A 24,450-nucleotide genomic window follows, 5' to 3' on the forward strand; every position below is an offset into this window, starting at 1 on the left:
TTGCCGGCAGCGCCGCGATGTGACCCGTATGCCTCCTGGTTCTCTCCGGCTTAAGCCTTGTTCTTGTTATAGACGTCGAAGATCACGGCGCCGAGCAGCACCAGGCCTTTGACCACCTGTTGCCAGTCGACGTTGACGCCCATGATCGACATGCCGTTGTTCATCACGCCCATGATGAAGCCGCCGACCACCGATCCGATGACCTGCCCCACGCCGCCCATCGCCGAGGCGCCGCCGATGAACACGGCGGCGATGACGTCGAGCTCGCTGCCGAGTCCCGCCGCTGGCACCGCTTGCCCCAGGCGCGCCGCGATGATCAGGCCGCCAAGCGCCGACAGCACGCCCATGTTGACGAACACCATCAGGGTCAGCCGATCGGTCTTGATGCCCGACAGCAGCGCTGCCTTGGCGTTGCCGCCCATCGCGTAGATGCGGCGGCCGATCGTCATCCTCTTGGTGACGAAGACGAACAGCGCGATCAGCACCGCCATCACCAGCAGGACGACAGGCATGCCCTTGTAGGTCGCGAACTGGTAGACAAGAAACAACATCAGGGCACTGACCACCATCGTCTTGACGGCGAACAGGGTGAAGGGCTCGGCTTCATAGCCGTGCCGCTCGCGGTTGCGGCGTGCGGTGAGCCCGAAATAGGCATAGGCCAGGACGCCGACGATCCCGATCACCACCGTCGTCATATGCAGCGTCAGGCCGCTGCCGACGATGGTCTTGCCGGCGGCGTTCACGGTTGGAGCGATGAGCGTCAGCGTGCCGATCACGTCGGGAATGAAGCCGGAACTGAGCTTGTTGAACACATCCGGCAGCGGGCCGACGGAAGAGCCGCCGCCCAGCAGGGCCTGGCACATGCCGCGGAAGATCAGCATGCCCGCCAGCGTGACGATGAAGCTCGGTATTCGGTGATAGGCGATCCAGTAGCCTTGTGCCGCGCCGATGCAGCCGCCGATCACCAGGCAGATGATCGACACAACCAGCGGATTGCTCAACGGACCGAGGTGCCACGTCACCATCATGTTTGCCGCAAGCGCGCCGATGAAGCCGGCAACCGAGCCGACGCTGAGGTCGATATGGCCGGAAACGATCACCAGCAGCATGCCCAGCGCCATCACGATGATGAAGCTGTTCTGCTGTACGAGATTGCTCAGGTTCAGCGGCTTGAACAGCGTGCCTGAGGTGGTGAACTGAAAGAACAGCATGATGGCGATCAGCGCCAGCACCAGGCCATATTCGCGCAGATTGGTGACCAGCGCCGAGACGGCAACGCGCGGTCCCTGCTGTAGGTCTTCGGCGACGCCGCTCTGCGGCGCGGGAGCGCTGTCGGTGCTCATGATGCTTTTCCTTCTCCGCGAACGATGGCGCGCATGATCTTTTCCTGGCTGGCGTCGCTTGCCGCCATTTCGCCGACGATGCGTCCTTCGTTCATGACATAGATGCGGTCGGTGATGCCGAGCAGTTCGGGCATTTCCGACGAGATGACGATGATCGCCTTACCTTCGGAGGCGAGGCGCGCGATGATCGTATAGATTTCGTATTTGGCGCCGACATCGATGCCGCGTGTCGGCTCATCGAGGATCAGCACTTCCGGGTTGGCGAACAGCCACTTCGACAGCACCACCTTCTGCTGATTGCCGCCGGAAAGGTTGCCCGTCATCTGGTAGACGCTGGAGGCGCGGATGTTGGTCCTGCCGCGATAGTCGTTGGCGACGGAGAGCTCGCGCATGTCGTCGATCACGCTGTGGCGCGACACTCCGGGAAGATTGGCCAGCGTGATGTTGTGCTTGATATGGTCGATCAGGTTGAGGCCATAGGTCTTGCGGTCCTCGGTGACGTAGGCGATGCCGTGTTCCACCGCCTTGCTGACCGAGGAAATATCGATCGGCTTGCCGTTGAGGAGCACGTCGCCGGTGACGCGGCGGCCATAGGACCGGCCGAACAGGCTCATGGCGAATTCGGTGCGGCCGGCGCCCATCAGCCCAGCAATGCCGACCACCTCGCCTTTGCGCACATCGATATCGATGCCCTTGATCACCTGCCGCTCGGGATGGATCGGGTGATAGACCGACCAGTTCTTCACTTCGAGCACGATCTCGCCAATCTCTGGCTCGCGCGGTGGGAAACGGTCGTCGAGCGAGCGGCCGACCATCGAGGTGATGATGCGGTCTTCGCTGATGTCTTTCTTGTCGAGGGTCTCGATGGTCCGTCCGTCACGGATGATGGTGACCTTGTCGGCGACCCGGTTCACCTCGTTGAGCTTGTGCGAGATCAGGATCGAGGTGATGCCTTGCCGCTTGAATTCGAGCAGCAGATCGAGCAGCGCTTGGCTGTCCTTTTCGCTGAGGCTCGCCGTCGGTTCGTCGAGGATCAGCAACTTCACTTCCTTGCTGAGCGCCTTGGCGATTTCGACCAGTTGCTGTTTGCCGACGCCGATATTGGTGATCAGCGTCTTGGGATCTTCCTTGAGACCCACCTTCTTGAGCAGGGCGCTGGTGCGCTTCTCATTGGCGTTCCAGTCGATGATGCCGTACGTGGCATGCTCGTTGCCGAGAAAGATGTTTTCGGTGATCGACAGCATCGGCACCAGCGCAAGCTCCTGGTGGATGATGACAATGCCGAGATGTTCGCTGTCGTGGATGCCTTTGAAATGGCACTCCTGCCCGCGATAGATGATTTCGCCGTCATAAGTGCCGGACGGATAGACGCCTGACAGCACCTTCATCAATGTCGATTTGCCGGCGCCGTTCTCGCCGACAACGGCGTGAATCTCGCCTTCCTCGACACGAAGGTTGACGTTCGACAGCGCCTTCACGCCGGGAAACGTCTTGGTGATGTCGCGCATCTCCAAAATCGTCGAGGTCATTGGGAATACCGCTCCTGCGAGGTCCGCAAACAATACCGGGGTCGCTGGTGAACGAAAAGGGGTCCTGCGTTTGCGCAGGACCCCAGGTTTGGATGCTGCGATTACTTCAGCTCGTCGGCCTTGATGTAGCCGGAATCGACCACCAGCGCCTGGTAGTTCGACTTGTCGACATCATGCGGCGTCAACAGGATCGAGGGAACGACCTTGACGTCGTTGTTGTAGGTCTTGGTGTCGAGGCCGTCCGGCTTGCCGCCCGAAAGCACCTTGTCGACGAGCTCGACGGTTGCCTTGGCCAGTTCGCGGGTGTCCTTGAACACGGTCGAGTACTGTTCGCCGGCAATGATCGCCTTGACCGAAGCGGTCTCGGCATCCTGACCGGTGACGACCGGCCACGGCTGATCGGCCGTGCCGTAGCCGACGGCGCGCAGCGAAGCAATGATGCCGCGCGACAGGCCGTCATACGGCGAGAGCACGCCATCGACGCGGCTGCCATCCGAGTAGTTGGCGGAGAGCAAATTGTCCATGCGGGCCTGGGCGGTCGCCGCCAGCCAGCGCAGCGTGCCGACCTTGTCCATGCCCATCTGGCCGGACTTGACGACGAGGGTCTTGTCGTCGATCAGCGGCTGCAGAACCGACATGGCGCCGTTATAGAAGAAGAAGGCGTTGTTGTCGTCTGGCGAACCGCCGAACAGCTCGATGTTGAACGGACCCTTCTTCTCCGGGTAACCAAGGCCCTTGAGCAGTGATTTGGCCTGGATGACGCCGACGCCGAAATTGTCGAAGGTGGTGTAGTAGTCGACGTTTCCGGTCTTCTTGATCAGGCGGTCGTAGGCGACGACGACGACGCCCGCGTCAGCGGACTTCTGCAGCGCGTCCGCCATCGTGGTGCCGTCGATCGAGGCGATGATCAGCGCCTTCGGGCCCTTGGTGATTTCGTTTTCCAGCTGGCTGAGCTGGTTCGGAATGTCGTCCTGCGCGTATTGCAGGTCGACGGTGTAGCCGAGAGCCTCGAGCTGGGACTTGACGGCATCGCCGTCGTTGATCCAGCGCTGCGAGGTCTTGGTGGGCATCAGCACGCCGACCAGGCCTTTATCGTCTGCATGTGCCGTAACGGTCATGGCCGCGAAGCCAACCGCCAGAGCGGCGACCAAAGTCTTGATGATTTTCACATTAACTCTCCCTGGTTGATGAACGCGACACCTCGGGGCTTCGCGGGCCGCGCAGTCGAGCAGAAGCGCAAAGGCGCTGCTGTCGTCATGCCGATCTCCGGTATCCTCCCAATCGGCCCCAGGACGCTGATTTTAGTCGATACGATTTTTCTCGTAAGCGACCGTCGGGCCTCAGGACGCGCGAAGGGTGCTGTCCTTTGCCATAACTGTCAAATGCGATCTTTGGTGGTTGCTATATCGAAATCGATATGTAGAACAAGCCACGCTATCTCCCCGGATTGTTGGTCGGCTACGAACGACAAGCAAGGAAAAAATCATGGCAGCACTGCGAAATCCTGATGGACTTTCAGACGGTTACGACGAAAGTCCTGGCAGCAGTGAAACCCTGCTGCGTAGCGGACTCAACCTGCGCCATATGCGTATGATCGTTACGCTCGACGATCACGGCCGCGTCAGCGCCGCTGCCCAGGTGATGAACATCTCGCAGCCTGCCGCCTCGCGCATGATCGCCGAGATGGAGGCGGTGCTCGACGTCAAGCTGTGCGAAAGGCTGCCGCGCGGCATCACGCTGACGCCCTATGGCAAGGCTCTGGCCAGGCGCGCTCGTTCGATCCTGCTGGAGATGCGCGAGGTTGACCGTGAGATATCAGAGCTCAAGGCGGGCAAGGGCGGCTCGGTGTTCCTCGGCGCCGTGACGGCGCCAGCGATTGAACTGGCGGTGCCGGCGATCCGTGAAATCCGGCGCATTTATCCGCGCATCGAGATCAACATGCAGGTCGAGACCTCCAATGTGCTGGCGCGCGAATTGATCGCCACGCGCCATGACTTTATCATCGCGCGCGTTCCCGATGACCTCAATCCGCGGCTGTTCGAGTCGCGCGTGATCGGCGTCGAGAAGGCCTGCCTGATCGTGCGCCGCGGCCATCCGCTGACCAGGGGCAAGGCGGTGGGGTTGGAGGAAACCGCCGCCTATGACTGGGTTTTCCAATCTGGCGGCTCGCCGCTGCGCCAGGCGATGGAAAGCAACTTTTTGAACCGCAACATCCCTTTGCCGGACCGCATCCTCAACACCAGCTCGCTACTCTTGACCCTGGTCATGGTGGCCCAGTCCGACGCCATTGCGCCGGTGTCGATCCAGGTGGCGAAATTCATCCAGAACCCCGACGGCCTGGCCGGCGCCATCGACGTCGTGCAGACCGAGTTCGACATCGAGGTCAGGCCCTACAGCCTGATCACGGTGAAGAACCGCGTGCTGTCGCCGGCGGCCAAGATGCTGCACGACTTTATCTTGCGGGAAGTGGGATGACGGCTGGAGCGGGTAGCGGGAATCGAACCCGCGCGTTCAGCTTGGGAAGCTGACAGGCTGCCATTACATCATACCCGCGCAGCAGCCTCGTTACCATGCGAGCTGCGGTTCGGGCAATCGCAAAGCGATCCGCTCGTTTCGCTTACGCAAGGCAGCCATATGGCTGGCGAGATTCCATGCGAGGCCGTCCCTGCGCGAGAGCGGTTGCAGGCCGTATCGCAATTTATCAATATCTCTGTTCCTGATCTGGCCCGAAAAGGGAGGATTTCATGAGAACTTTGCTGACCGCAGCGTTATTGTGCGGATTCGTGACCGCAGCTCATGCGGGCATGTCGGTTTCGGTCGAATGGGGCCCAACCAAGAAGTGTTTTGACAGCAAGTCACCACCCATGAAGCTTACCGGAGTTCCAGCGGGTACCGCGAAACTGGACATTCGCATGGTCGACCTGGATGCGCCGGATTTTGCTCACGGCGGCGGCAGGGTGGCATATTCCGGAAATTCGCTGCCTTACGGCGCGTTTTCATACCGGGGGCCATGCCCTCCCTCACCGCATACATATCAGTTCACGGTCAAGGCACTTGATGCTGCTGGTAAGACGGTCGGAACGGCAAAGGCAAAGAAGCGATTTCCGTAGGGACGCCGATACAGCCACCGCATGGCTGGGTGATCCGGATCCGGAGCACGGCCTTGATGCCGGGCGGGCAAGTGCGTAATTCTACCGTACCCGAATCGGGGCGACCGAATCTGGAGGCACCTTGTCCGCACTGACACGCTTTCTCGGCGATACGCCGCTCAGGGTTCTCCTGAAGCTGCTGGTGGTCTCTTTCCTCGTCGGCCTGGTCATGAACGCCTTCGGGTGGTCGCCTATGGATGTGCTTTACGGCATCCGGAAATTCTTCATCGATCTGTGGAACCTAGGCTTTCACGCCATCGACCGGTTCCTCGGCTATATCCTGCTCGGTGCCGCGATCGTCGTGCCTGCCTTCATCCTGCTGAGGATCGCCAACTACCGCAAGTGAACCATCAGGCGTAGCTCGAAGCCACCTCGAACAGGATGGCGTGGCGCGGCCAGTTCGACCACGTCCGTCGAATAGCCGCCGCCGATGACGCCGCAGACCGGAATGCCGAGCGCATGGAAATGACCGATCACCATGTCGTCGCGGGCACGCAGCCCGTCATTCGATAGCGACAACCGGCCAAGCCGGTCCCGAGCATGGACGTCGACCCCGGCGTTATAGAAAACAAGATCCCAGTGCGCTTTCTCTGACAGACCCGGCAGGATGTCGCCCAGCCGCTCGATATAGGCCGCATCGCCGGTGCCGTCCGGCAAGGCGACATCGAGGCTGGAGGCGATCTTGCGCACCGGATAGTTGCGCTCGCCATGCATGGAAAAGGTGAACACCCGCGGCTCGTTGCCCAGAATGTCGGCTGTGCCGTCGCCTTGATGCACGTCGAGATCGACAACCAGGATGTTGCGGGCGGCACCTTCGGCGAGCAGCACCAGCGCGGCGACCGCCACGTCGTTGAAGGTGCAGAAGCCGGCGCCTTGCGCCCGCCGCGCATGGTGGCTGCCGCCGGCGCTGTTGCAGGCGATGCCGTTCAGCAACGCCAGCCGCGCCGTCAGCACCGTGCCACCGGTGGCCAGCTGCGCCCTGAGCGAGACGCGTGGCCCAATCTGAAAGCCGATCTCCCGCTCAACCTGGGCAGGCACTTCGCAGGCAACCACCTGTTCGACATAGTCGGCCGCATGGGCGAGCTTCAGCCATGGTGCCGGCGTCGGATCGGGCACGTTGAGTGCGCTCGGCACGGCCAGTCCGCGCGCGCTCAAAGCCTGCATCAGCAACGGATATTTGCTCATCGGGAAGCGATGATTGACGGCGAAGCCGGCGTCGTAGCCGGGATGATGAACGATCTGCAGGGGCATGAGGTGCTGTCTGACGGGCCTGCGCCAGTTATGAATTTCGGTTGGCCGCGGTGGGATGAGTGATTGCGCGGTGACGGGAAATTGGGGCAGATCGGCTATTCGATCAAGCCGCAATGAGGAAGCAATCCTGGATCAGGCGTCGACAACGGCCAATATCCGATCCTTCGCCGTCACCAACCGCTCGGTGCTCGCCATCGCGGTGCCGATGACGCTTGCCTATCTGACGACGCCGCTGCTCGGTATCGTCGATACGGCCGTGGTCGGCCAGTTTGGCGATGCAGCCCTGCTTGGCGGCCTGGCGGCAGGCGCCCTGATCTTTGATGTCGTCTTCACCAGTTTCAATTTCTTGCGCTCCGGCACCACCGGCCTCGTTGCCCAGGCTTTCGGTCGCGGCGACCAGTTGGAAGAGCAGGCGGTGTTCTGGCGCGCGGTGCTGATCGCCGTTATCGCCGGCATCGTGCTCGCCGCACTTGCGCCATTGGTCGCCGTCGCCGGACAGTGGTTCATGGGCGCCGAACCGCGCGTCAGCGAGGCGATGGCCGTTTACATCTGTATCAGGCTGCTCGCAGCGCCCTTCTCGCTGATCAACTACGCCATCCTCGGCTATGTTCTGGGGCGCGGCGAGGGTGGGCTTGGGCTGATGCTGCAGCTGGTGCTCAACGGCATCAATATCGCGCTCTGCTCCCTGCTTGGCTTGAAGCTCGGATGGGGCGTCGCCGGCGTCGCCTGGGCAACTGTCACCGGCGAATTCCTGGCCATGCTGCTTGGCCTGGCAATCGTTATCAGGCGGTTCCGTGCGGCACCTCGACTGCCGCGCCATCGCGTCCTCGACCTGCCGGCATTCCTGCGCATGCTATCGCTCAACCGCGACATCATGATCCGCTCGTTTTCGCTGCTCGCAGCTTTCGCGCTGTTCACCCGCCAGGGCGCGCAGTTCGGCACGGTGACGCTGGCCGCCAACGCGGTGCTGATGAACTTCTTCCTTATCGCCGGCTATTTCCTCGACGGCTTCGCCACAGCCGCCGAACAGCTTGCCGGACGTGCCGTCGGCGCGCGTGCCGCGATACCCTTCCGGCAGGCGGTGCGGCTGACGCTGTTCTGGGGCTTCGGGCTAGCGGGCGCGGCAACGCTCGTCTTGCTGTTGGAAGGAACCGATCTGGTTGCCCTGATCACCACATCTGAAGATGTTCGCGCCGTTGCCGACATCTATCTGCCGTGGGCGGCGTTCACCGCGTTAAGCGGCGTGCTGGCGTTCCAGATGGACGGCGTCTTCATCGGCGCCACCTGGTCGCGCGACATGCGCAACATGATGCTTCTGTCCTTCCTTGCGTTCAGCGCCGCGTTGCTCATCATGGCGTCGGCCTTCGGCAATCACGGCCTGTGGGCGGCGCTGCATGTCTTTCTGCTGGTGCGCGGTTTTAGCCTGCTTGCCATCCTGCGACTGCGGGTGCGCACAGCCTTCTAGCTGAGCGGCTTGGATGCCCATTGATCGAGACTGATATCGCGCAACTCCCGCAGCGACGTGAGCCGTTCCTTCTCGGCAAAGCGGAGCATCCCGGCAACGATGCGGCCCGGCAGCGAGGGCCCGGCATAGATCATGCCGGTATAAAGCTGGACGAGATCGGCGCCTGCGCGCATCTTTTCCACTGCCGTCTCAGCGGAGTCGACGCCACCGACGCCGATGATGGCGCGGTCCGGGCCAAGTAGCTTGCGCATCTTGGCCAGCACGATGGTCGAGCGCTCGAACAGCGGTTTTCCCGAAAGCCCGCCGGTTTCGCTGGCAAGGCCAGCGCTGCGCAGCGCCGGCCGCGCGATGGTTGTGTTGGAGACGATGATACCGTCTATTTGCTTGTCGGCAACCTCGGCGGCGATATCCCTCAGCTCCGCCTCGACCAGGTCCGGCGCGATCTTGAGGAAAATCGGCGGTTTCGCCGAAGCTCTCGCACGCGCGGCCATAACGCGCAACAGCAGTTCGCCAAGCTGTTCGCGCGCCTGCATGTTGCGCAAGCCCGGCGTATTCGGCGAGGAGATGTTGATCGTCAGGTAAGTGGCGTACGGCGCAAACCTGATAACGCCGCGTTCGTAGTCGCCGATGCGGTCGGCGCTGTCCTTGTTGGCGCCGATGTTGACGCCGACGACGCCAGCGCGGCCCTTGCGGGCGGCAAGGCGTTTTTCGGCGGTATCGTGGCCCTCATTGTTGAAGCCCAGCCGGTTGATCACGGCTTCGTCTTTCGTCAGCCGGAAAATCCGCGGCTTCGGGTTGCCCGCCTGCGGCAGCGGCGTCACCGTGCCGACCTCGGCGAAGCCGAAGCCGAGGCCAAGCAGCGCGTCGGGCACCTCGGCGTTCTTGTCGTAGCCGGCGGCCATGCCGAGCGGATTCGGGAAATCGATGCCGCAGACGCTGACCTTCAGCCGGTTGTCGCGCGGCGCGCGCCCGGCGACCGGCAGGCCGCATCTCAGCGCCGCGATCGACAGCCCATGTGCGGTTTCCGGATCGAGCGTGAACAGGAGTTTCTGGCCGATCCGGTCAAGCGCGCTCATTCTGCCTCCGGCGCCGGGAATTGGTGCATGCCGTCGGCGCCGAGCGGCAATGGCTGCACCCGGACGACGGCCTCGAGGTCGAGCGGGCCGTAGAGATGCGGGAACAACGCGCCGCCGCGCGAGACTTCGTATTTCAGCGCATCGCCCAAGCGCGCGCCGTCGACGGCGACCAGCAGCAGCCCGGTCTGGCCGGCAAAATGTCTTGCTGCCGTTTCCCTGACTTGCCCGGCAGTGGAAAAATGGATGAAGCCATCGGCAACGTCGATCGGCGCTCCGGTGAAGCCGCCGTTTCTTTCAGCCTCGCGCCACAGCGCTTCAGGAACTATCTTGTAGATAATCTGAGACATGGTTGCGCTATAGTCCGAACGAACCATGCGGGGAAGGGGCAAGCAGGTTCCGGAAAAGCATGCGCTCGGGCTTGACCCAGGGCTTGACCCGAGGGTGTCACACGGTTTTCCGACAAGAACCTGCGCAAAATGGAAGGCCGGAGTTCTTCCCAACTTCCGGCGCAACATGTGATAGATTGCACTAATTGGCCCATGGAGGACAACATGCGTCTGCAGCACGTCTTGATCCCCGCAGCACTTGTCTCGCTCGTCGCGGCATCGGCCTTTTCCGAGGAACCCGAGCGCTACCGGCTGGAAAAGTCAGCCAACGGCTACGTCCGCATGGATACCCAGACCGGCGCCATGTCGATTTGCGAGGAGCGTTCCGGCCAGCTCGTCTGCAAGATGGCGGCAGACGAACGCGCCGCCTTGCAGGATGAGATCGACCAGCTGCAAAGCTCGGTGAAGGCGCTCGACGAGCGTGTCGCCAAGCTCGAAAGCTCGCCGACCGCCCGGCTGGAATCGACTTTGCCGACCGAGGAGGAGTTCAACAAGACGATGAGCTACATGGAGCGCTTCCTGCGCGGCTTCATGGATATCGTCAAGGACATGGACAAGGACAGCGGTGAGGATGGCGCCAAGCCCAGTCCGCAAAAGACCTGACCGGCACGCAAGCTGGTCTTGGGGAAAATCTGCGTACGGGCTTTGCCGCTTGAAAACAGCCGATAACGCCGCATAATCGTTCTGGCCCGTAAACCGTAAAAAAGCAGACAATCGGCAATGGGGCCAGGGAGGGATATTTGCCGTCCGGCTATACGTTCGTCATTGCCGACGATCATCCGCTTTTCCGCGGCGCGCTGCGAGAGGCGCTTGCTGGCATCGGCAACGTTGCCGCCATCCATGAGGCCGGTGACTTCGAAAGCACCAAGGCGCTGGTCGTGGCCAATGAGGATGTCGACATGGTGCTGCTCGACCTGTCGATGCCAGGTGCGAGCGGCCTGTCCGGTCTGATCTCGCTGCGCGGCATCCATCCGGCGGTGCCGCTGGTGGTGGTGTCGGCGCATGACGACCCGGTGACCATCCGGCGCGCGCTCGATCTCGGCGCCTCGGGCTTCATCTCAAAGTCGGCCAGCATGGAGGAGATCCGCAGCGCCGTGCAGTTGGTGCTTGCCGGCGATATCGCGGCTCCGGTCGGCATCGACCTCGGCGTCGAGCCCGACCCTGAGATTTCGGACCTGATCAAGCGACTGCAGGCGCTGACGCCGCAGCAGACGCGCGTGCTCGGTATGCTGGCGGAAGGGCTGCTCAACAAGCAGATCGCCTATGAGCTCGGCGTGTCGGAAGCGACGATCAAGGCGCATGTCTCGGCGATCCTGCAGAAGCTCGGCGTCGACAGCCGCACCCAGGCGGTGATCCAGCTCGCCAAGATCGGCAGCGACCCGCTGCAGGCGGTGAGCTGAGCCCTCGGGCCTAACGCTGTTCATTGTCCGACACCAAGGGGACCAGCAGTCCGCCAGCGATCCCTTCGATCAACTGGCCAGTCTCGCGCGCGGCGTGCGCCGATCGCGGCACCAAGACCGAGTGATGCGAGCGCCACGAAGGGAATGCCGGCGACCCAAGGCAAGCGCGGCGCCCGCGCGTAGAGGGCGATCCCCATCGAGGGGCCCCAGCGAGTCCTTGAGGTCGACCGCCACTGATGAAGCCGCCATGATCGGCTTCAGCCGAGCCGCACGGACAGCTCGACGTCCTCGCCGAAGGGCGTGGACATGTAGCCCCCTGCGGGCGAGCGCACGCGGTCCAGGTATTCGGGACAGAAATTGGCGTTGTCGGCGACGACCAGCGCGCCCGGCCTCAGGCGGCTCTCGACCAGGCTCAGGATCTCCGGGTAGAGCGCCTTGGCGCCGTCGAGCAGCAGCAGGTCGATCGTTTCGGGTAGATCGGCCCTCAGCGTCTCCAGCGCGTCGCCCTCGCGGATCTCCACCAGGTCGATGAGGCCGCCTTCCGTCAGGTTGGCCTTGGCCCGCACCACCTTGGACGGCTCGAACTCGCTGGTGATCAGGCGACCGCCGCCATTGTCCCGGAGCGCGGCGGCGAGGTAGAGCGTCGAGATGCCGAACGAGGTTCCGAATTCAATGATGATACGCGCGCCGCTGCTTCGCGCCAGCATGTAGAGCAGCGTGCCGATCTCAGGCGAAACCGCGAGCCAGAGATCCTTCAGCCTGCCGTAGAAATCGAGGTATTCGGTCTTGCTTCGCAGCAGACGTGCCCGCTCATCGCGGGAGAACCCGGCCATTGCGGGACTAGCTGCCGCATCGGCCTCTTTGAACAGGCGAGCCAGCAGGAGTGCAAGGGGGGCTTTGGTCAGGGTGGTCATGAAGGTCTCCGGTGGAAAAATGATTGCGTCCTTGTGTTGTGCTAAAATACGAATAATCCTTCATGTTTCCAATTCGCATTGCCGAGCCGAGCCATGACTGAACGTCCAAGCCATTCGATTTCCTCGCGAAAACAGCCCAAACAAGCCCGCGCCACGGAGCTCGTCGCGGCGATCTTGGAAGCCGCTCTTCAGGTTTTGGCGAAGGAAGGCGCGCAGCGGTTCACTACCACGCGTGTGGCCGAAAAGGCTGGCGTGAGCGTCGGATCGCTCTATCAGTATTTCCCGAACAAGGCGGCGCTGCTCTTCCGGCTGCAGAGCGACGAATGGCGGCAGACGAGCGATCTGCTGCGCGATATCCTCCAAGAGGTCCAGAGACCACCTCTCGAACGGCTGCGTATACTGGTCCACGCTTTCATCCGCTCCGAATGCGAAGAGGCGGCGGTGCGCGGTGCGCTCAATGACGCAGCGCCGCTTTACCGGGACGCGCCCGAGGCGCACGAGGCCAGGGCCTCGGGAGAGCGCACCGTCCAGATATTCATGCGGGAGATGCTGCCACAGGTTCCGGAGGCTGTCCGCACCTTGGCCGGCGAACTGATCACGACGACACTCAGCACCGTGGGGAAGGATTTTTCGGGAAGTCCTCGAACACCGGCCGAGATCGAAGCCTATGCTGACGCGATAGCCGATATGTTCTGCGCCTACCTTCGAAACCTCGGACACCGCTGAGGCAGACGCAGAGTCTGTATTGGAACCTTCGCGGGTGACGATTATTCAGCCGCCGACGCCAGCGGCCTGACCCTGGCCATCATCGAGCGCAGCACGGCCGGCTTCAGCGGCTTGTTGATCACCGGCACGTCGAGACTGCCGGCAGCGGCGCGCACCTCGCTGGAGCGGTCGGCGGTGACCAGCACGGCCGGCATGTCCTGGCCGTGGATTGCGCGTAGCTTCGCAATCAGCTCGAGGCCAGTCTTGCCGTCGAGATGATAGTCGGCAAGCACGATATCCGGTCGATACATGCCCGCGAAATCCTCCGACCCCGAAAGCGTCTCGACGTTGCAGCCCCAGCCTTCGAGCAGCAGCCGCATGCCGTCGAGGATGCGGGCGTCGTTGTCGATGCAAAGCACGTGGAGCCCAGCAAGCGAGTTGCTGGCGCGGGCGGGCGCCCTGGTCTCGACCTCGCGGCGCGGCTCCTGCACCGCCGCTACCGGCAGGATGACGGAAAAGCGCGTGCCCTTGCCCGGGTTCGAGAAGATCCGGATTTCGAGGCGCAGCACCCTGGCGATGCGGTCGACGATGGAGAGGCCGAGGCCGAGGCCTTCCGCCTCGCGCGCGCCCTCGTCGAGCCGGGTGAACTCACGAAACACCGTGTTCAGCTCGTCGCCGGCAATGCCGATGCCGGTGTCGATCACCTGTATCTCGGCCAGTTCGCCGCGCCGCCGCACGCCGACCAGGATGCGGCCGCGACGCGTGTATTTGATGGCGTTGGACACCAGGTTCTGGATCAAGCGGCGCAGCAGGTTGCGGTCGGTCTCCACGCTGAGCGATGACGGCATGATCGTCAGATCGAGCTTCTTTTCCGCAGCCAGCGGTCGGAAGTCGTTTCCGATCTGGCGCAGCAGCCCGTCCAGGCTGAAGGCGGTATCGTCCGGTTTCATCGCACCGGCATCAAGGCGGGAAATGTCGAGCACGGCGCCAAGGATGGTCTCGACCGATTCCAGCGACGATTCGATGTTGATCGCCGCCTTTCCGGCCGGTCCCTTGCCGGCCTTCTCGATCAGCGACGAGCAATAGAGCCTGGCGGCGTTCAGCGGCTGCAGGATGTCGTGGCCGGCGGCGGCGAGGAAACGTGTCTTGCCGAGATTGGCCTCCTCGGCCAGCATCTGCGCCTGCGCCAGCTCCTCGTTGACACGGGTCAGCTCGGCGGTGCGGCTCCTGACGCGTTGTTCGAGCGATTCATTGGCGCGCTTTAGGGCCAGATCCTGTTCGACGCGTCCGGAAATGTCGGCATAGGTGGCGACGATGCCGCCGTCCGGCATCGGGTTAGAGCGCAATTCCAGGATGCGGCCGCTGGTCTTCAGCTCCATCTGCCACGGGCTGACGAAACTGGTCAGGCGGTTCAGCATCGCCACCCGCTGATCGGCTGGGATGTCGCCGCGCTCGGCAAGATGATGCAGGATGCGGTCGAGCGAGACACCGACCTGGCCCATCTCGTCGGGCAGGTCGAACAGCGCCCGGTACTGGCGGTTCCAGCAGATCAGGCGGAAATCCCTGTCGAAGACGGTGATACCCTGTTCCATCTGGTCGAGCGCGATCTGCAACAGGTCGCGGTTATGCTGCAGCGCCTCGGTGGCGTCATCGAGCAGGCGGAAGGCATCCTTGGATTCGCGGTCGTTGCGCCGCAGCAGCAGCGACAGGATCAGCCGTGCCGAGGAGGAACCGACCGCGCTCGCCAACAACTGTTCGGAGAAGCGGATGACCTCCATGCTGGCCTGCTCATTGCCATGCAAGGAGGTGCCGTTACTTTTCTCGAAGGATTGAAAGGAGCGTTCGGTGCGTTCGACGCCGAGATAGCGCGCGATCGTGTCCTTGAGGTCGTTGACGGTGATGGCGGTGCGGAAGCGGCGCAGGCTGGGCATCGGGCCGGCGTCGCGCGGCACGAAGATCGACGCCTGGATGCGTTCCAGCGGCACCGATGCGCGCGACAATGAGCCGAGCACGAAGAACAGCGTGTTGATCGACAGGCTCCACAGAACGCCATGGTTCAGCGGCTCGGCTGCGGTGCCGAACAGCGCCTGCGGCCGCAGCGCTTCGAAGCCGAACAGGCCATGGACGATGATGCCGGTATCGGGTGCGGCGAGCGAGGGAAGCAGCAGCGTGAAGCCCCAGACGGCGATGCCGGCGACCATGCCCAGTGCCGCACCCCTGCCGTTGGCGCCGCGCCAGATCAGCCCGCCGATCAGCGCCGGCGCGAACTGCGCGATTGCCGCGAACGACATCAGGCCGATGGAGGAGAGCCGCGCGCTGTTGGTGCTCTCGCGGTAATAGAGGAAGGCGATGAACAGCATGATGAAGATCGCCGCCCGCCGCACGTTGAGGATGAGCGTCGACCAGTCGTCGTTTTCGGACGTTGGGGTCTTGAGCAGCCGACGCACGAACAGCGGAATGATGAGGTCGTTGGAGATCATGATCGACAGCGCAACGCTTTCGACGATCACCATCGCGGTTGCCGCCGACAGCCCGCCGATGAAGGCCGCCATGGCCAGAACGTCATGGCCGCTGAACAATGGCAGCGACAGCACATAGAGATCGCTGCTGGTCCTGGTGCCGACCAGTGCCAGGCCGGCGAGCGCGATCGGCAGCACGAACAAATTGATCGCCACCAGATAGAGCGGAAACACCCATGTCGCGGTGCGCAGTTCGGCCTCGCCGCGGTTCTCGACAATGGTGACGTAGAACTGGCGCGGCAGCATGAGGATGGCGAAGCCGCTCAGGCCGGTCAGCACCAGCCAGGTGGCGAGCGACGTGCTGTAGCCCATCGCCTGCCGCACTTGCATGTTCTGTGCAAGCTTGTCGAACATATCGCCCGGCCCGCCGAAGATCAGGAAGGTCACCATCAGGCCGATCGCCAGGAAAGCGGCGAGCTTGACCACGGTCTCGACCGCGATCGCCAGCACCAGTCCGTCCTGGTGCTCGGTGGCGTCGGCATGGCGCGTGCCGAACAGCACCGCAAACAGCGCCAGCAGCATGGCGACGACCAGCGAGATATCGCTGACGAACGGATCGAACGATGGCGGCGAGCCGGTATAGTGTTCGACCATCAGGCTGACCGAGCCGGAGATCGCTTTCAACTGCAGCGCGATATAGGGCACGGCACCGATGGTCGCGATCAGCGTGGCGATCGCCGCGACGGTGAAGCTCTTGCCGTAGCGGGCACCGAGAAAGTCGGCGATCGAGGTTATCTTCTCGGTCTTGGCCAGTCTGATGATGCGTTGAAGCAGCGGGAAGCCGAACACGAACACCAGCACCGGTCCGATATAGATGCCGAGGAATTCGAGCCCGCGCTCGGAAGACAGGCCGACCGAGCCGAAAAAGGTCCAGGAAGTGCAGTAGATGGCGAGGCTGAGCGCATAGATGAACGGCCGGGCGCGGCCGGCCCCTGATGTCGCCGCGCGCCGGTCGCCGAGGCTGGCGATGACGAAGAGCAGCGTGACATAGGCGATCGCGATGATGACGATGAACCAGCCTTGCACGTCTCGAAATTCCTCCCGTGCCGATTTTTTTCATCCGGCCCGTCAAACGCAATCACAGCTTGACCATCAAGTCCATCACGGCTTTGGGCGCATGACGGCTGCGGTTCCGGGCACTGTTGGTCGGTGCAACCGGTTGCTTCCCCTTTTTTGCTCCTGTTGCAACCGCAGGCTTTTGTTATGTTGCCTTAGGGTCGGCGCCGAAAGATGCGGCGGGACGACGGCACGGCCCGTCATGGCAAGGAGGGTCGAATGCTGAAAGAATTCCAGGAGTTCATTTCCAGGGGTAACGTGATGGACTTGGCGGTCGGCGTCATCATCGGCGCCGCCTTCGGCAAGATTGTCGATTCGCTGGTCAACGACATCATCATGCCGATCATCGGCGCAATTCTTGGTGGGCTGGACTTCAACAACTACTTCTTTGCCCTGTCCTCTGCCGTTAACGCCACATCCCTGGCCGACGCCAAGAAACAGGGCGCTGTTTTCGCCTATGGCAGCTTCATCACCGTGGTGCTGAATTTCCTCATCCTCGCCTTCATCATCTTCCTGATGGTCAAGGCGGTGAACACGCTGCGCAGGCGGCTGGAGGCCGAGAAGCCTGCGGCGCCCGCAGCGGCGCCACCCGCCGATGTCGCCCTGCTCACCGAAATTCGCGATCTCCTCGCCAAAAAATAGCGCAAGGGCAGATTTCTGGACCAAGACCCCGGTCGTTCGCGGCCGGGGTTTTCTGTTTTCGCCTGTCGTAAAACAGGCTAGCAGTCCAGCAGGCGAAAACGGACCTATCCATGACCCTGATCGAAAATCTGCGCGCCGAAGCCCGGGCCGCGCCCGAAAGCGGCATTGTCGCCGTCATGAACCGCGGCCGCGGACGCGACGGCATGATCCCGCTCTGGGCCGGCGAGGGCGATCTGCCGACGCCCGCCTTCATCACCGATGCCGCTGCCCGGGCGCTGGCCGGCGGCGAGACCTTCTATACCTGGCAGAAAGGCATTCCCGAATTGCGGCAGGCGCTCGCCCGCTACTACGACAGGCATTTCGGCAAGAGCTTTGCCGAGGAAGAATTCATCGTCACCGGCTCCGGCATGCACGCCATCCAGCTGGCGCTCGACGCGGTCGCCGGCACGGGCGACGAGGTCGTCTACCTGTCGCCAGCATGGCCGAATTTCGCCGCTGCCGCTGGTGTCGCGGGCGCTGTGCCGGTTGCGGTCACGCTCGACCAGTCTGGCAATGGCTGGTCCTGCGACGTCGGCAAGATCGCAGCGGCGATCACGCCGCGCACTAAGGCGCTGTTTGTCAACACGCCCTCCAACCCGACCGGCTGGACCGCCGACAGGGAGACGCTGCAGGCGATTCTCGACCTTGCCCGCGAAAGGGGCCTGTGGATCATCGCCGACGAGATCTATTCGCTGTTCCACTACGGCCATGGCCGTGCGCCCTCCTTCATCGATATCATGGCCGACGAGGACCGCATCCTGTTCGTCAACAGCTTCTCCAAGAACTGGGCGATGACCGGCTGGCGCATCGGCTGGATCAAGACCCATCCCGCCTTGCAGCAGGTTTTCGAGAACCTGGTCCAGTACTCGACGTCGGGCGTTGCCCAGTTCATGCAGCGCGGTGCCGTCGTCGCCCTCGACGAAGGCGATGCCTTCATCGTCGAGCAGGTGGAGCGGGCGAGGGCGGCGCGAGACCTGGTCTGCGGCATCCTCGCCGAGACAGGCCATGCGCGGTTCACCGTGCCGCAGGGCGCGTTCTACCTGTTCTTCGCCGTCGACGGCATCACTGATTCACGCGCGGCAGCCTTCGACATTGTCGACCAAGCCAATGTCGGGTTGGCGCCCGGCACCGCCTTCGGCCCCGGCGGCGAAGCTTTGCTCAGGCTGTGTTTCCACCGCCGCCTCGACCAACTCGAGGAAGCGGCGCACCGTCTGGCAAAGTGGATTAAGACTGTTTGAGCAGGCGGCGGCTTCAGCCGCCGGACTTCGGCACCAGCAACGGGATGACGCGGTCGCTTTCAGCCACGGCAGGCCGGCCAGCCGAGCCATAGGGTATGCCCAAAGCATCCCAGGTCTCGACCAGGGCGTCTTGAAGTTCCGCGATCAACTGATCCGAATGGAACGGCGTCGGCGTGATGCGCAGCCGCTCGGTGCCGCGCGGCACCGTCGGATAGTTGATGGGCTGGATGTAGAGACCATGGACGCCAAGCAGGCGGTCGCTGGCCATCTTGCAGAGCTCGGGGTCGCCGACCAGCACTGGCACGATGTGAGTGGGGGACTCCATCACCGGCAGGCCGGCAGCACCAAGAACCTCTTTCGTCCGCGTCGCCTGGCGCTGCTGCGCGTCGCGCTCGGCCTGCGAGTGCTTCAGATGGCGGATGGACGTGGTGGCGGCGGCGGCGATGGCCGGCGGCAGCGCCGTGGTGAAGATGAAGCCCGGCGCATAGGAGCGCACGGCGTCTATCACCGCACTGTTGCCGGTGATGTAGCCGCCGAGGGTGCCGAACGCCTTAGCCAGCGTGCCTTCGATGATGTCGATGCGATCAGCCAGCCCTTCACGTTCGGTGATGCCGCCGCCGCGCGGTCCGTACATGCCGACGGCATGGACCTCGTCGATATAGGTCATGGCGTTGTAGCGCTCGGCGAGTTCGACGATCTGCTTGATTGGCGCGATGTCGCCGTCCATCGAATAGACGCTCTCGAACACGATCAGCTTGGCGCGCTCGCGGCCCGCCGCCTGCAGCAGGCTTTCGAGATGGGCGACGTCATTGTGGCGGAAGATCTTCTTCTCGGCGCCCGAGCGCCGCACGCCTTCGATCATCGAGGCGTGGTTCAATTCGTCCGAGATGATCAGGCAGTTGGGCAAGAGCCGTGCAATGGTCGAGATCGACGCCTCGTTGGAGACGAAGCCGGAGGTGAAGACCAGCCCCGCTTCCTTGCCGTGCAGGTCGGCAAGTTCCAGTTCAAGCTCGACCAGTGGATTGCTGGTGCCGGAGATATTGCGGGTGCCGCCGGCGCCGGATCCCATCTTGCCGGCTGCGTTCTTGAACGCGGCGATGACGTCGGGATGCTGGCCCATGCCGAGATAGTCGTTGGAGCACCAGACGGTGATTTCCTGGGCGCGGCCGTTAGAGCGCCAAATGGCTCGCGGAAATTTTCCCACGATGCGCTCGAGGTCGGCGAAGATACGATAGCGCCGCTCTGCATGGAGCTGGTCGATCGCATCTTCGAAGAACCGCTGGTAATTCATGTCACCTTCCCAATTTTTGCGTGGGATCATAATCATTGCCCCAATCGGCGTCCACCTGGCCTTTTTGGTCAAAATGCCACGCCCCAAGCCTGTTCCTAACGACCACGGTTCGTGGCCTATTCCCTTGATGTGGATCAATTTTGTTTCAGGACGATGCCACACGCCCGAGGAACCGGTAACCGTAAGCTCTAATGGTCTTTCGGTGGCCTTTTCAGTAAGGCGGCTGTTGAGACAGTTCCCGATAAATCATGAACAGCGAGGACGCGGATGACGGTTTTGGTGACAGGCGGTGCCGGGTATATCGGCAGCCATATGGTCTGGGAGTTGCTGGATGCGGGCGACAGCGTGGTCGTTCTCGACCGGCTTTCGACCGGCTTTGAATGGGCGGTGGCGCCCGAGGCAAAGCTCGTCGTCGGCGATGTTGCCGACAAGGAATTGGTCGGCTCGATCATCCGTGACAACAAGGTCGACGCGATCATCCATTTCGCCGGCTCCATCGTCGTTCCAGAATCGGTCGCCGACCCCCTCGGCTACTACGAGAACAACACCTGCAAGACGCGCACGCTGATCGAAACCGCGGTGCGCGAAGGCGTGCCCAATTTCATCTTTTCCTCGACCGCCGCCGTCTATGGCGGTGCCGGGCTTGAGCCGGTGCGCGAGGACGCCCGCCTTGCGCCGGAATCACCCTACGGCCTGTCCAAGCTGATGAGCGAATGGATGCTGCGCGACGCGGCGATCGCCCATGGGCTGCGCTATACGGTGCTGCGATACTTCAACGTCGCCGGCGCCGATCCGAAGGGGCGCACCGGCCAGTCGACCCCCGGCGCCACGCATCTGATCAAGGTTGCCGCCGAGACGGCGCTCGGCAAGCGACCGTTCATGCAGGTGTTCGGCACAGACTATCCGACGCCGGACGGCACCTGCATGCGCGACTATATCCACGTCAGCGACCTGGCTGCGGCGCATCGACTGGCCCTTCAGCGGTTGCGCGCCGGGGGGCAAAGCCTGGTCGCCAATTGCGGCTACAGCCACGGCTATTCGGTGCTCGAAGTCATCGACAGTGTTCGCCGCACCTTTGGCCACGACTTCGAGGTGCGGACGGGTGAGCGTCGCCCCGGCGACGCGGCGGCCGTGGTCGCCAATTCAGAACTCGCCCGCAGCGAACTCGGCTGGACGCCACAGCGTGATGACCTCGACCTGATCGTTGCCGACGCGCTGGCCTGGGAGCGCATCCTGACCAGCAAGAATTCGGCGCGCAGCTGAGATCGATGGGCTCGTAGATCAAGCGCAGAAGCGCTATTGAAGGGCTTCACGGCGGAGCGTGGAGGCGCTCCGGCCGTATTAAATCCTTTGGGGAAGCGGCATGAAGATCGTGGTGCTTGGGGCTGGCGTCGTCGGAACGGCGGCCGCCTATTATCTGGCAAGCGACGGCCACGAGGTGACCGTGATCGAGCGCCATCCGGCAGCGGCGCGTGGCACTAGCCAGTCGAATGCCGGCCTGGTGTCGCCCGGCGACGCCACCGCCTGGGCTTCGCCTGCCGCGCTGAAGACGTTTCTGCGTGCGCTCTACAATCACGATCTCGGCATCAAGGTGCGGCTGCGCTTCGATCCCTATTTTCTCGCCTGGAGCCTGCGTTTCCTGCGCCAATGCACGCATGCGCGCCTGCGCGCCAACACCGACATCAAGCTGCGCCTGGCGCTCTATTCCCGCGACTGCACCAATGCGCTCTCGGCCGACACCGGCATTCACTATGACGAGCGCAAGAAGGGTATTCTCTACTTCTTCCGCACGCAGCAGAGCCTTGATAGCGGCGCCGACAATTACCGCTATCTCGCCAAGCATGGCCTGCCGATCGAGATCGTCGGCCGCGACCGTCTGGTCGAGCTCGAGCCCGGCCTTGCCGGCGCCAGGGAGAAGATCGCCGGCGGCGTCTATTCGCCGATCGACCAGACCGGCGATTCCCGGCAGTTCGTGGAAAATCTGGCAGCCTACGCCGCCGACAAACTCGGCGTCCGATTTCTCTACAACACCACTGTCGAAGGCCTCGACATCGAGGGCGATCATGTGCGCGCGGTGATTACCTCGGCCGGCCCGGTCACCGGCGACGCCGTGGTGATCTCGATGGGGCCGGAAAGCGGCCTGCTCGGCCGCCGCTACGGCATCGATCTGCCGGTCTATCCGGTCAAGGGTTACACCGCGACCGTGCCGCTGGAGGACGAGAGCAAGGGGCCGACAATGGGCGGCGCCGACGAGGATCGGCTGATCGGTTATTCCAGGCTCGGCAACCGGCTGCGGCTGGCCTCGACGGCCGAATTCACCGGCTTCGACCGCAGCCACCGGCCGAGCGATTTCGCGGCGATGTTCAAGACCGGCAAGGAACTCTTTCCCGGTGCTTTCGATGAGAACAAGGCCGAGCTCTGGGCCGGCTTGCGGCCGATGATGCCGAATTCGGTGCCGGTCATCGGCCAGGCGCGCTATAGAAACCTCTATCTCGACACCGGCCACGGTCATGTCGGCTGGACCATGGCCTGCGGCTCCGGAAAATTTCTCGCCGATGTGGTGGCCGGCCGCAAGCCGGAGATCGATCCGCAAGGGCTGGTCTACAGGAACTAGGCAATGTCCGGACCGCAAGTCGCCATCGACCTCGGCCGCATCGAGCGCAACGCACGCACGATCGTCGAACGCTGCGCGCTGTCCGGTATTAAGATTTTCGGCGTCACCAAGGGCACCTGCGGCATGCCGCAGGTGGCGCGCGCCATGCTGCGCGGCGGTGTCGCCGGCATCGCCGAATCGCGCTTCGAAAACATCCGCAGGCTGCGCGACAGCGGCATCACCGCCCCGATCATGCTGCTGCGCAGCCCGCCGGTTGCTCGCGTCGAGGAAGTGGTGCGCAGCGTCGACATCAGCCTGCAATCCGAGCTTGCCATCATCCGCGAGATATCGCGCATCGCCGAGCGCATGGGTCGGGTCCACGACATCATGCTGATGATCGATCTCGGCGACCTCCGGGAAGGCATCTGGCCGAACGATCTCGTGTCGACGGTCGAACAGATACTGGCACTCAAGGGCGTGCGCATCGCCGGCATCGGCACCAATCTGGGCTGCTTCGGCGCCATCATGCCGACGGAAGAAAACCTCGGGCAACTGGTCGCCCATGCCTACAAGACAGAGCGTCTGTCCGGCGCAAGGCTGGACTGGATCTCCGGCGGCGCCTCATCGTCGCTGCCGCTCTTGCTGGAAGGCAGGCTGCCCGTCGGCATCAACAATCTGCGGGTTGGCGAGGCGATCTTGCAGGGCGGTGTCGAAACCTTCCGCGAGGCGCCGTGGGAAGAACTCGAACCGGACGCCTGCCGCCTGACCAGCGACATCATCGAGGTCAAGCTGAAGCCGTCGCGGCCGATCGGCGAATCCGGCTACGACGCTTTCGGCAACCAGCCGGTGTTTGCCGACGAGGGTGACAGGTTGCGCGCCATCGCCAATATCGGCCGTGAGGACGTGCTGATCGAAGGGCTGACGCCTATCGCCAAGGGCGTTCGGGTGCTCGGCGCCTCCAGCGACCATCTGCTTCTCGACGTGACCGACGCCGACCCGCCGCCTGCCGTCGGCGACCGCGTCGGCTTTCGCATGAGCTATGGCGCCATGCTGATGGCTATGACTTCGGAATATGTCGAAAAGGCCCCGATGCATGACGTCGCGGATTTCTCCGGCCGCAAGATGGTGTCGATCACGGCCGAGCCGGCCGCGGCCGGCATACTGGCCAGGGAAGCGACCGGTGCGCGGCTGGAGGCGATGAATTTCGATGTGATCGAACTGGCAGATATCGAACGGCCGCCTTCCGGCTTGATCCGCTTTACCGCCGGTGGCGATCGCCGCATCGCCCACAAGGCGCTGACAGCGACGGCACGGGCAACGCACTCTTTCGGCCTGATCTGGATCGATTCCATCGCCGCGCTGATGCCCGAAGACGAAGACGGCATCGACCTGGCCGAGTCCTCAGTGCTGGCGCGAGCGCTTGGCCTCGATCACAAGCCAGGCGCGCTGCAGCCGCAGCTGTCGCCGGAAAACGTCGTCATCGTCGGCCTGCGTCATGCCGATCCGGCCGAGGCGCGGGTGCTGAAGGATTCGCGGCTATCGGCCTTCACCATGACCGATATCGACGCCACGGGTATGCGCGACGTGATGCGTGAAGCCATCCACATCGCCTCCTCCGGCACGCAAGGCTTCCATGTCAGCTATTCGCCTGATGTGACCGAATTCGCCGGCTGGCCGGCAGGCTCCGGCGGTCTCACCGTGCGCGAAACGCATCAGGCGATGGAGGCGATAGCGCTCTCCGGCGGGCTGCTGTCGATGGATATTTCCGGCCTGACACCCGACTTCGAACCGCGGCTGGCGACGGAAACGGTCAACTTCGTCATGTCCGCCTTCGGCAAGCGGATTCTGTAGCTA

General features: G+C 63.1%; 20 protein-coding genes, 1 tRNA gene and 1 pseudogene. 12 read left to right on the forward strand and 10 right to left on the reverse strand.

Features of this window, described 5'->3' with window-relative positions:
• Positions 1–50 precede the first annotated feature (50 nt).
• From mmsB to chvE, 3 genes are all read right to left on the reverse strand, one after another.
• Complete coding sequence (gene mmsB, locus EN859_RS07780) at positions 51–1,343, reverse strand: multiple monosaccharide ABC transporter permease (protein ID WP_127852695.1); 1,293 nt, start codon at positions 1,341–1,343, stop codon at positions 51–53.
• Entirely contained in the window at positions 1,340–2,872 is a 1,533-nt protein-coding gene (mmsA, locus tag EN859_RS07785) for a multiple monosaccharide ABC transporter ATP-binding protein (RefSeq protein WP_127852694.1), read from the reverse strand. The genes mmsB and mmsA overlap by 4 nt, the downstream gene beginning before the upstream one ends.
• 101 nt (positions 2,873–2,973) lie before the next feature.
• Positions 2,974–4,041 carry a multiple monosaccharide ABC transporter substrate-binding protein gene (chvE, locus tag EN859_RS07790; protein ID WP_127852693.1) on the reverse strand — a complete coding sequence of 356 codons (1,068 nt, stop codon included), beginning with the start codon at positions 4,039–4,041 and terminating at the stop codon, positions 2,974–2,976.
• A gap of 316 nt (positions 4,042–4,357) precedes the next feature.
• On the opposite strand from chvE, the gene EN859_RS07795 reads away from it, so the two are divergent.
• Complete coding sequence (locus EN859_RS07795) at positions 4,358–5,347, forward strand: LysR family transcriptional regulator (protein WP_127852692.1); 990 nt, start codon at positions 4,358–4,360, stop codon at positions 5,345–5,347.
• Between the two features lie 4 nt (positions 5,348–5,351).
• Here EN859_RS07795 and EN859_RS07800 read toward each other — a convergent pair.
• A tRNA-Gly gene (locus EN859_RS07800) sits at positions 5,352–5,425 on the reverse strand.
• Between the two features lie 191 nt (positions 5,426–5,616).
• Between EN859_RS07800 and EN859_RS07805 the strand changes: the two genes are divergently transcribed.
• Together EN859_RS07805 and EN859_RS07810 are read left to right on the forward strand one after the other, a co-directional pair.
• On the forward strand, positions 5,617–5,982 hold the full coding sequence (locus EN859_RS07805) for a phospholipid-binding protein (protein WP_127852691.1): 366 nt from the start codon (positions 5,617–5,619) through the stop codon (positions 5,980–5,982).
• A gap of 121 nt (positions 5,983–6,103) precedes the next feature.
• Positions 6,104–6,367, forward strand: coding sequence for a DUF6460 domain-containing protein (locus tag EN859_RS07810; protein ID WP_127852690.1), 264 nt, complete (start codon positions 6,104–6,106; stop codon positions 6,365–6,367).
• Between the two features lie 4 nt (positions 6,368–6,371).
• Here EN859_RS07810 and EN859_RS07815 read toward each other — a convergent pair.
• Positions 6,372–7,272 (reverse strand): annotated as a pseudogene (locus tag EN859_RS07815) (histone deacetylase).
• A gap of 127 nt (positions 7,273–7,399) precedes the next feature.
• Between EN859_RS07815 and EN859_RS07820 the strand changes: the two are divergent.
• A complete protein-coding gene (locus tag EN859_RS07820; protein ID WP_127852877.1) occupies positions 7,400–8,737 on the forward strand; it encodes an MATE family efflux transporter in 1,338 nt (445 codons plus the stop codon).
• On the opposite strand, the gene EN859_RS07825 is transcribed toward EN859_RS07820, so the two are convergent.
• Positions 8,734–9,813, reverse strand: a complete 1,080-nt coding sequence (locus EN859_RS07825) for a quinone-dependent dihydroorotate dehydrogenase (protein ID WP_127852689.1) — start codon at positions 9,811–9,813, stop codon at positions 8,734–8,736. The two genes, EN859_RS07820 and EN859_RS07825, sit on opposite strands and share 4 nt — an antisense overlap.
• Positions 9,810–10,160: a DUF952 domain-containing protein gene (locus EN859_RS07830; protein ID WP_127852688.1), complete on the reverse strand. Its 351-nt coding sequence runs from the start codon at positions 10,158–10,160 to the stop codon at positions 9,810–9,812. Before EN859_RS07830 ends, EN859_RS07825 begins: the two co-directional genes overlap by 4 nt.
• 204 nt (positions 10,161–10,364) lie before the next feature.
• Here EN859_RS07830 and EN859_RS07835 point away from each other — a divergent pair, with 204 nt between their 5' ends.
• Positions 10,365–10,802 carry a hypothetical protein gene (locus EN859_RS07835; protein WP_127852687.1) on the forward strand — a complete coding sequence of 146 codons (438 nt, stop codon included), beginning with the start codon at positions 10,365–10,367 and terminating at the stop codon, positions 10,800–10,802.
• Between the two features lie 137 nt (positions 10,803–10,939).
• Positions 10,940–11,599, forward strand: coding sequence for a response regulator transcription factor (locus EN859_RS07840; RefSeq protein ID WP_127852686.1), 660 nt, complete (start codon positions 10,940–10,942; stop codon positions 11,597–11,599).
• 257 nt (positions 11,600–11,856) lie between these two features.
• On the opposite strand, the gene EN859_RS07850 is transcribed toward EN859_RS07840, so the two are convergent.
• Positions 11,857–12,513 carry an O-methyltransferase gene (locus EN859_RS07850; RefSeq protein WP_127852685.1) on the reverse strand — a complete coding sequence of 219 codons (657 nt, stop codon included), beginning with the start codon at positions 12,511–12,513 and terminating at the stop codon, positions 11,857–11,859.
• Positions 12,514–12,606: 93 nt separating this feature from the next.
• Here EN859_RS07850 and EN859_RS07855 point away from each other — a divergent pair, with 93 nt between their 5' ends.
• Entirely contained in the window at positions 12,607–13,239 is a 633-nt protein-coding gene (locus tag EN859_RS07855; RefSeq protein WP_127852684.1) for a TetR family transcriptional regulator, read from the forward strand.
• A 41-nt stretch (positions 13,240–13,280) separates the two neighbouring features.
• On the opposite strand, the gene EN859_RS07860 is transcribed toward EN859_RS07855, so the two are convergent.
• Positions 13,281–16,763 (reverse strand): PAS domain-containing hybrid sensor histidine kinase/response regulator, encoded by a 3,483-nt coding sequence (locus EN859_RS07860; protein WP_127852683.1) that lies wholly within the window; start codon positions 16,761–16,763, stop codon positions 13,281–13,283.
• A 249-nt stretch (positions 16,764–17,012) separates the two neighbouring features.
• Here EN859_RS07860 and mscL point away from each other — a divergent pair, with 249 nt between their 5' ends.
• Together mscL and EN859_RS07870 are read left to right on the forward strand one after the other, a co-directional pair.
• Positions 17,013–17,435, forward strand: a complete 423-nt coding sequence (mscL, locus tag EN859_RS07865; protein WP_127852682.1) for a large conductance mechanosensitive channel protein MscL — start codon at positions 17,013–17,015, stop codon at positions 17,433–17,435.
• A gap of 110 nt (positions 17,436–17,545) precedes the next feature.
• Complete coding sequence (locus EN859_RS07870; protein WP_127852681.1) at positions 17,546–18,712, forward strand: pyridoxal phosphate-dependent aminotransferase; 1,167 nt, start codon at positions 17,546–17,548, stop codon at positions 18,710–18,712.
• Between the two features lie 13 nt (positions 18,713–18,725).
• Here EN859_RS07870 and hemA read toward each other — a convergent pair whose 3' ends face one another.
• Positions 18,726–20,003, reverse strand: coding sequence for a 5-aminolevulinate synthase (gene hemA / locus EN859_RS07875; protein ID WP_127852680.1), 1,278 nt, complete (start codon positions 20,001–20,003; stop codon positions 18,726–18,728).
• A gap of 267 nt (positions 20,004–20,270) precedes the next feature.
• Between hemA and galE the strand changes: the two genes are divergently transcribed.
• The 3 genes from galE to EN859_RS07890 all read left to right on the forward strand — a co-directional run bounded on the left by galE (position 20,271) and on the right by EN859_RS07890 (position 24,447).
• Positions 20,271–21,266, forward strand: a complete 996-nt coding sequence (gene galE, locus EN859_RS07880) for a UDP-glucose 4-epimerase GalE (protein ID WP_127852679.1) — start codon at positions 20,271–20,273, stop codon at positions 21,264–21,266.
• Positions 21,267–21,366: 100 nt separating this feature from the next.
• Positions 21,367–22,617 (forward strand): D-amino acid dehydrogenase, encoded by a 1,251-nt coding sequence (locus tag EN859_RS07885; RefSeq protein WP_127852678.1) that lies wholly within the window; start codon positions 21,367–21,369, stop codon positions 22,615–22,617.
• A gap of 3 nt (positions 22,618–22,620) precedes the next feature.
• Positions 22,621–24,447 (forward strand): alanine racemase, encoded by a 1,827-nt coding sequence (locus EN859_RS07890; RefSeq protein ID WP_127852677.1) that lies wholly within the window; start codon positions 22,621–22,623, stop codon positions 24,445–24,447.
• Positions 24,448–24,450: the final 3 nt, after the last annotated feature.

This window comes from Mesorhizobium sp. M00.F.Ca.ET.216.01.1.1, assembly GCF_004010325.2.
Classification (GTDB): domain Bacteria; phylum Pseudomonadota; class Alphaproteobacteria; order Rhizobiales; family Rhizobiaceae; genus Mesorhizobium.